A 7,717-nucleotide genomic window follows, 5' to 3' on the forward strand; every position below is an offset into this window, starting at 1 on the left:
CCTCCCCGGCGTCGGCTCAGCCACCCTGGACCACCACCCGTCGCGTCGCCGCCGCCTGCAACAACCGCCCGGCCGTCAGGAGCGCCACCGCCCAGCCGATCTGGAAGGCGTACGTCCGCAGCACATCGGCGCCGGTCGCCTCGCCGAGGAACACGTCGGCGGGCATCTGGAGCAGCGCCGACCAGGGCAGCGCGCGGGCGATCTCGCCGAGCGCGCCAGGGAAGACGTTCAGCGGGAGCAGCATCCCGGAGAAGAAGGTGCTCGCGAGCATCGCCACCTGCGTGGTGCCCGCGCCGTCCAGCAGCCAGAACGCGGAGAGCGCCACCAGGAAGCGGATGGCGTAGCCGACCACCGCGCCGAGCACGACGGCGACCAGGAACGCCAGCCAGCGCAGCGGACCCGTCGGCAGCGTCAGATCGAAGACGAGCCCGCCGAAGAGCATCGGCACGACACCGCGCCCGAGCAGCTGGAAGGTGCCACGGCCGAGATCGGTCGCCAGCCACCAGAGTTGCAGGTCGGCGGGCCGGTACAGGTCGACGGCGATGTCCCCGGTGCGGATCCGCTCGATCAGCTCGCTCTCGAAGCCGCCGCCCATCAGGGCCATCGTCGCCAGCAGGCCCTGGCCCAGCCACACATAGGTGAGTGCCTGAGACTGGTCGTAGCCGCCGAGCCCCGGCCGCTCGTCCCACAGCGCGAGGTACGTGTACGCCAGAATGAGCCCGAAGACGGAGTTGGTGAACACCCCGGCCGCGGTCGCCACCCGGTACGTGGCGTATCTGCGGAAGCTGCCCCCGGCGACGGCCGCGTACAAACGGAACCGTCCTGTACGCACGTGCATCCCTTTCACCGTGGGCTTCGTCTTCACCTTGGGCTCGGTCTTCACCCCGGGCTGCGTTCCCCGCCGGGCCACCGGCCCAAAGCGCTGGAGCCTAGTGCGACCGGGGTCGTCCGTGCCAGGCAATTTCGGTGCGGGGGCGCGTGCCTGGTCACGAACGTGTGTGGCCACGGTGTGCAATGAGGTTGCAATGGGTTGCAATGGGGTTTACGAGGCGTACTGGACGTACGACGCTAACCGGGAGTTCCGCGAGACATGAGCGACGAGCCGCAGCAGCAGGGCCCTGCCGGGCGCAAGGGCTGGGCGCCCAGGGACCCGCAGGACACGCCCTCCGGCGAACCGGCGAGCGCGCCCGGGGGCGAGGACGTGGCCGGGGACGGGGATGCGGCCGGGGACGGGGGCGCGGCGGCGGCAGCGGCAGCGGCAGCGGCAGCCGAGGGCACGGGGTCGGAAAGCCCCGAGGCGTCCGAGATGTCCGAGACGCCCGGGAAGTCTGCAAAGCCCGAGAAGCCGAAGAAGCCCAAGCGGCCCAAGCGCAAGGGCTGGCGGCGGATCTTCCCGACCTGGCGCATGGTCCTCGGCGGCTTCATCCTGCTGGCCCTGCTGCTCGTCGGTGGCTTCATGGCGGGCTACATGCTCGTCGACATCCCGCCGGCGAACAGCGCGGCCACCAAGCAGAGCAACGTCTACCTGTACTCCGACGGCACCCAGATCGCCCGCGACGGCGAGGTCAACCGCGAGAAGGTGCCGCTCAAGCAGATGCCGCTGACCATCCAGCACGCCGTGCTCGCCGCCGAGGACCGCGACTTCTACGGCGAGTCCGCGGTCGACCCGAAGGCGATGCTCCGCGCGGCCTGGAACACCGTCACCGGCAAGGGCAAGCAGTCCGGTTCCACGATCACCCAGCAGTACGTGAAGAACTACTACCTGGGCCAGGAGCAGACGGTCACCCGGAAGGTGAAGGAGTTCTTCATCTCGATCAAGCTGGACCGCGAGGTGAGCAAGGACGACATCCTCGAGGGCTACCTGAACACCAGCTACTTCGGCCGCAACGCGTACGGCATCCAGGCCGCCGCGCAGGCCTACTTCGGCGAGAACGTCCAGGACCTCTCCACCGCCCAGGGCGCCTACCTCGCCACCCTCCTGAACTCCCCCAACGCCTACGACGTCACCACGCACCCCGAGAACAAGCCGCGCGCGGCGGGCCGCTGGAACTACGTCCTGGACGGCATGGTCAAGGAGGGCTGGCTCGCCAGGTCCGACCGGGTGAAGATGAAGTTTCCGAAGCCCGACGAGGCCAAGGGCGCGGCGGGCCTCTCCGGGCAGCGCGGTTACGTCGTCAAGGCCGTCGAGGACTACCTCACGGCCAACGAGATCATCGACGAGGACACCCTCGCCAAGGGCGGCTACCGCATCACGACGACCCTGCAGAAGGAACGCCAGGACGCCTTCAAGAAGGCCGTCGACGACCAGGTGATGTCCAAGGTCGACAAGGGCGCCCGCAAGGCCGACCGCAACGTGCGCGCGGGCGGCGCCTCCATCGACCCGGCGACCGGCAAGGTCGTCGCCATGTACGGCGGCATCGACTACACCAAGCAGTACGTCAACAACGCGACGCGGCGTGACTACCAGGTCGGCTCGACCTTCAAGCCGTTCGTCTTCACCTCCGCGGTGGAGAACGGCTCGGTCACCCAGGACGGCCGCCCGATCAACCCGAACACCGTCTACGACGGCACCAACAAGCGCCCCGTGCAGGGCTGGAGCGGCGGCGCGTACGCCCCGGAGAACGAGGACAACGTCGACTACGGCGACATCTCCGTGCGCACCGCCACCGACAAGTCCGTGAACTCGGTGTACGCGCAGATGGCCGTCGACGTCGGCTCGGACAAGGTCAAGGACACCGCGGTCGCCCTCGGGGTCCCGGAGGACACCCCCGACCTGAACGCCTCCCCCTCGATCGCGCTCGGCCCGTCCACCGCCAGCGTCCTCGACATGACCGAGGCGTACGCGACGCTGGCGAACCACGGCAAGCACGGCACGTACACGATCGTCGAGAAGATCACCAAGGACGGCAGCGAGGTCGAACTGCCGGAGCGGAAGACCGCGCAGGCCGTGACCCGCGAGGCCGCCGACACCACCACGTCCATCCTGCAGAGCGTCGTCCAGGGCGGCACCGGCACGGCGGCGCAGGGCGCGGGGCGTCCGGCGGCGGGCAAGACCGGCACCGCGGAGAACGACACGGCGGCCTGGTTCGCCGGCTACACCCCCGAGCTGGCGACGGTGGTCTCGGTGATGGGCCAGAACCCGGACACCGGGGCCCACACTCCGCTGTACGGGGCGCTCGGCGAGCAGCGCATCAACGGTGGCGCGTACCCGGCGCGGGTCTGGGCGCAGTTCACCAAGGCCGCCCTTGAGGGCAAGCCGGTCAAGGACTTCGACCTGGAGGTGGGGCAGGGCGCCGACCAGCCCCTGCCGCCGACCGACCCGGCGACCGGCGGCACCGGGGACCCCGAGACCGGCGGCACCACGGACGGCGGTCCCGACACCGGCGGGGGCCAGGCCACGGGCGGCACCACCACCACGGACGGCGGCCAGAACCCCGGCGGCACCACCACGGGCGGCGGTGGCCGTACCGGCGGCACCACCACCGACGGCGGCCAGACGGGTGGGCCCACGGACGGCGGGACGGCCGACGGCGGGCCCACGGACGGCGGCACCGCCGACGGCGGGCCGACCGACGGGGGCGTCCCGGGCGGTCCGACGGACGGCGGCACCGATCCCGGCGGAGCGGCCGACGGCGGCACGGAGGACGACGGCGGGGCGCTCGGCGGGTTCACGGACGGGTAGCGGCGGTCGCGGACGGGTAGCGGTGGTGAGGCCCGAAAGCCCCCTCCCTCAGTGCCCGGACGTCGCCTTCAGGCCGACCACGGCGACCAGCAGCAGGCAGACGAAGAAGATCCGGGCGGCGGTGACCGGCTCACCCAGAATCACCATGCCGAGCACCGCCGCACCCGCGGCGCCGATGCCGACCCACACTCCGTACGCCGTACCGATGGGCAGTGTCTTGGCGGCCTGCGACAGCAGCATCATGCTGGCGACGATGCCCACGCCCGTGAAGACGCTCGGCCACAGCCGCGTGAAACCGTCCGTGTACTTCATCCCGATCGACCAGCCCACTTCGAGCAGACCGGCGACGATCAGCAGAACCCAGGCCATGACGGCACCTCCGACGAGCAGAACGCGAGAACGCGTTACCTGATTGGGGTGCGTCGTCTTTGCGGAACCCGGTACGGCGCGTCTCGTCGGGGTCATTCCAAGGTAGCAAAGGCCGCCCGAAAGGGGCCGGTGACGATGGTCACCGGCCCTTTCGGACATCTTCGGAGGGTAGGCCGGGCGGACGGGCCACCCGGGCCGAACGGGCTACAGATACAGCCCCGTCGAGTCCTCCGAACCCTCGAACCGGTCGGCGGCCACGGCGTGCAGGTCGCGCTCCCGCATCAGGACGTAGGCCACGCCCCGCACCTCCACCTCGGCGCGGTCCTCCGGGTCGTACAGGACCCGGTCGCCAGGCTCGACCGTCCGTACGTTCTGCCCGACGGCGACCACCTCTGCCCAGGCGAGCCGTCGGCCCACGGCCGCGGTCGCGGGGATCAGGATGCCGCCGCCGGAGCGGCGCTCGCCCTCGCTGGTGTCCTGCCGCACGAGCACACGGTCGTGCAGCATCCGGATGGGCAGCTTGTCGTCGTGGTGGGTCTTCTCGCTCACGCCCCAGAACCTACCCGCACCGGCCGCCGTCATGGTCTCCCGGGTCGGAACCCGGGGTCGGAACCCGGGGCCGGGACTCCTCAGTCGCCGCGCCGCCGCGAGCTCACCACGAGCAGCCCGACGAGGCCCACGGCCACCAGGGCGACGGGCACGATCCGTTCGATGCGCGGGGCGCCGTCCTCGGTGACCAGCTGTCCCCGCACATCCGAGACGAAGCGGTTCGCCCCGACGTACGCCCGGCCGAGCGTGTTGTCCACGCTGGAGACGACCTTCGCCTTCGCGTCGCCGACGATCGTCTTCGGGTGGACGCGCACCCCGATCTCGTCGAGCGTCTCGGCCAACTGGTCGCGCCGGCGCTTGATGTCCGCCTCGATCTGCGCAGGGGTCCTGGCATCCGACACCGCGCTGCCTCCGTCGTCGTAGCTGAAAATCGGAACCGGTCTATCAGTGGATCTGTATCCCACAGTCTGTCAGCTTCACGCGCACCGCACCCCACGGCACCCCTATTACGCTCGACTCCGTCACCACACCCTGCGCGCGGCACCCCTTACCGCAGCACCCCTACAGCAGCACCTCTTGCCGCAGCACCCCTTACCAGGATCACGAGGAGACCGAACCATGAGCGAGCGACTGCAGCCCGGCGACACCGCCCCCGCCTTCACCCTGCCCGACGCCGACGGCAAGGACGTCTCGCTGGCCGACCACAAGGGCCGCAAGGTCATCGTCTACTTCTACCCGGCCGCCCTCACGCCCGGCTGCACCAAGCAGGCCTGCGACTTCACCGACAACCTCGACGCGCTCGCCGCCGCCGGGTACGACGTCATCGGCGTCTCGCCGGACAAGCCGGAGAAGCTGGCGAAGTTCCGCGAGCAGGAGAACCTCAAGGTCACGCTGGTCGGCGACCCCTCCAAGGAGACCCTTGCGGCGTACGGCGCGTTCGGCGAGAAGAAGCTGTACGGCAAAACGGTGACGGGCGTGATCCGCTCGACCGTGGTGGTCGACGAGCAGGGCAAGGTCGAGCACGCGTTCTACAACGTGAAGGCGACGGGGCACGTGGCGAAGATCATCCGCGACCTGGGCGTCTGAGGCCGCCACTCCTCCCGTATCTGCCTTCCGAAGTGTGACGAAGCCCCCCTCGCGGGGGGCTTTCGTTTGCGTTGGCCACGTTCGAGCAAGTGATCCCTGGGGGTATGTACGAAGAGCGAAAGGATCAACTCCATGGCGGCCCACGACGAGACCGCGGCGGATACCGAGGCGGTAAGACGCCACCGGACGCTGTTCCGGGCCGTGCAGCGCCGCAGGAACCCTCCCCTGCGCCGCACCGACATCACGGTCACGGACGAAGCCGCGGTCAAGCGGGCGGTCAAGGCGGCCTCGCTCGGAAACGCCATGGAGTGGTTCGACTTCGGCATCTACAGCTATCTGGCCGTCACGATCGGCCACGTCTTCTTCCCGTCCGGGAACGACACGGCTCAGTTGATCTCGTCCTTCGCCACCTTCGCGGTCTCCTTCCTGGTGCGACCCGTCGGCGGCATGGTGTTCGGTCCGATGGGCGACAAGGTCGGCCGCAAGAAGGTCCTCGCGCTGACGATGATCATGATGGCGATCGGCACCCTCGCCATCGGCCTGATCCCGTCCTACGACTCGATCGGCTTCTGGGCGCCGGTCCTGCTGATCTTCTTCCGCCTCGTCCAGGGCTTCTCGACGGGCGGTGAGTACGGCGGCGCCTCGACGTTCATCGCGGAGTACGCCCCCGACAAGCGCCGCGGCTACTTCGGCAGCTTCCTGGAGATGGGCACCCTCGCCGGCTACACCGGCGCGGCGGGCCTGGTGCTCATCCTCAACTCGGCCCTCGGCTCGGACGCCATGGAGTCCTGGGGCTGGCGCCTGCCGTTCCTCGTCGCGGGACCGCTCGGCCTCGTCGGCCTCTACCTGCGGCTCAAGCTCGACGAGACCCCGGCGTTCCAGAAGATGGAGGACGCGAGCTACCACTCGGCGTCCGAGGGCGCGTCGACCGTGGAGACCACGGCCAAGGGCGACCTGACGAAGATCTTCCGCGACTACTGGCCCACGCTGATCCTCTGCATCGCCCTGGTCGGCGCGTACAACGTCACCGACTACATGCTGCTGTCGTACATGCCGACGTACCTCTCGGACGAGCTCGGCTACGACGACTCGCACGGCCTCCTGATCCTCATCGGCACCATGATCGTCCTGATGCTGATCATCAACCAGGTCGGCAGGCTCTCGGACCGCTTCGGCCGCAAGCCGCTCCTGATGACCGGCATGGTGGGCTTCCTGATCCTCTCCGTCCCGGCGTTCCTGCTCATCAAGCAGGGCAGCCTGGTCGCGGTCTCCGGCGGCATGCTCCTGCTCGGCCTCTCCCTGGTCTGCCTCCTCGGCACGATGTCGGCGACGCTCCCGGCGCTCTTCCCCACCTCGGTCCGCTACGGCTCCCTCTCCGTCGGCTACAACCTCTCCGCCTCCCTCTTCGGCGGCACGGCCCCCCTGGTCATCACGTCCCTGATCAGCCTCACGGGCACGGACATGGTCCCGGCGTACTACTCGATGGCCGCGGCGGTCGTCGGCGTCATCGCGGTGGCCTGCATGAAGGAAACGGCCCAGAAGCCGCTGTCGGGTTCACCGCCGTCGGTGGAGACGAAGGAGGAGGCCGCGGAAATGGTCGAGGCCCAGGCGACGGCCCCGAAGTTCTGACCCACCCTCCCCTCTCGACGGCCCGCAACTGGACCGACCTGACAACCGGCGGGCACATCTGAGATACCTGTGCCCCAACTGCCATGCGCTGACGGAGACGTGGTGCCGCCGGAAGGGAGGCCGCCTCTCGCCGGGTGACCTGCCCTGCCCGTACACTGAACGCCGCCGGTCAGACAGAGTGACCGTTTTTGAGCGGCCGTGATGGAATTTGGCAGTCATGCTGGGTTTAGGTCCCAGTGGGTTAACACCCGTGTGGGTTCGAGTCCCACCGGCCGCACACTCAACGGGCCGTGGGGGGGGGGGGGGGGGGGCCCCCCCCCCCCCCCCCCCCCCCCCCCCCCCCAAACCCCCCCCCCCCCCCCCCCCCCCCCCCCCCCCCCCCCCCCCCCCCCCCACCCCCCG

At 69.8% G+C, this 7,717-nt stretch carries 7 protein-coding genes, 1 tRNA gene and 1 riboswitch; of the genes, 4 read left to right on the forward strand and 4 right to left on the reverse strand.

Annotation, left to right across the window (positions count from 1 at the left end; all coding sequences use genetic code 11):
* Nucleotides 1–16: 16 nt before the first annotated feature.
* Nucleotides 17–838: an ABC transporter permease gene (locus ACFVYR_RS21875; RefSeq protein WP_384253758.1), complete on the reverse strand. Its 822-nt coding sequence runs from the start codon at nt 836–838 to the stop codon at nt 17–19.
* 252 nt (nt 839–1,090) lie between these two features.
* Here ACFVYR_RS21875 and ACFVYR_RS21880 point away from each other — a divergent pair, with 252 nt between their 5' ends.
* Nucleotides 1,091–3,682: a transglycosylase domain-containing protein gene (locus ACFVYR_RS21880; protein WP_384253756.1), complete on the forward strand. Its 2,592-nt coding sequence runs from the start codon at nt 1,091–1,093 to the stop codon at nt 3,680–3,682.
* Between the two features lie 48 nt (nt 3,683–3,730).
* Here ACFVYR_RS21880 and ACFVYR_RS21885 read toward each other — a convergent pair whose 3' ends face one another.
* From ACFVYR_RS21885 to ACFVYR_RS21895, 3 genes are all read right to left on the reverse strand, one after another.
* Nucleotides 3,731–4,051, reverse strand: a complete 321-nt coding sequence (locus ACFVYR_RS21885) for a multidrug efflux SMR transporter (RefSeq protein WP_150168366.1) — start codon at nt 4,049–4,051, stop codon at nt 3,731–3,733.
* A 47-nt stretch (nt 4,052–4,098) separates the two neighbouring features.
* A riboswitch (guanidine-III (ykkC-III) riboswitch) is annotated at nt 4,099–4,168 on the reverse strand.
* Nucleotides 4,169–4,255: 87 nt separating this feature from the next.
* On the reverse strand, nt 4,256–4,600 hold the full coding sequence (locus ACFVYR_RS21890; protein WP_030793504.1) for a co-chaperone GroES: 345 nt from the start codon (nt 4,598–4,600) through the stop codon (nt 4,256–4,258).
* An 80-nt stretch (nt 4,601–4,680) separates the two neighbouring features.
* Nucleotides 4,681–5,001 carry a DUF3618 domain-containing protein gene (locus ACFVYR_RS21895; protein WP_384253753.1) on the reverse strand — a complete coding sequence of 107 codons (321 nt, stop codon included), beginning with the start codon at nt 4,999–5,001 and terminating at the stop codon, nt 4,681–4,683.
* 217 nt (nt 5,002–5,218) lie between these two features.
* Here ACFVYR_RS21895 and bcp point away from each other — a divergent pair, with 217 nt between their 5' ends.
* The 3 genes from bcp (at nt 5,219) to ACFVYR_RS21910 (ending at nt 7,592) form a co-directional block, all read left to right on the forward strand.
* A complete protein-coding gene (bcp, locus tag ACFVYR_RS21900; RefSeq protein ID WP_384253751.1) occupies nt 5,219–5,686 on the forward strand; it encodes a thioredoxin-dependent thiol peroxidase in 468 nt (155 codons plus the stop codon).
* A gap of 132 nt (nt 5,687–5,818) precedes the next feature.
* Nucleotides 5,819–7,315, forward strand: coding sequence for a glycine betaine/L-proline transporter ProP (gene proP, locus ACFVYR_RS21905; RefSeq protein ID WP_384253749.1), 1,497 nt, complete (start codon nt 5,819–5,821; stop codon nt 7,313–7,315).
* A gap of 192 nt (nt 7,316–7,507) precedes the next feature.
* Nucleotides 7,508–7,592 (forward strand) — tRNA-Leu (locus tag ACFVYR_RS21910).
* Nucleotides 7,593–7,717: the final 125 nt, after the last annotated feature.

Origin of the sequence: Streptomyces sp. NPDC058284 (genome assembly GCF_042881135.1) — a bacterium.
Taxonomy (GTDB): Bacteria; Actinomycetota; Actinomycetes; order Streptomycetales; family Streptomycetaceae; genus Streptomyces.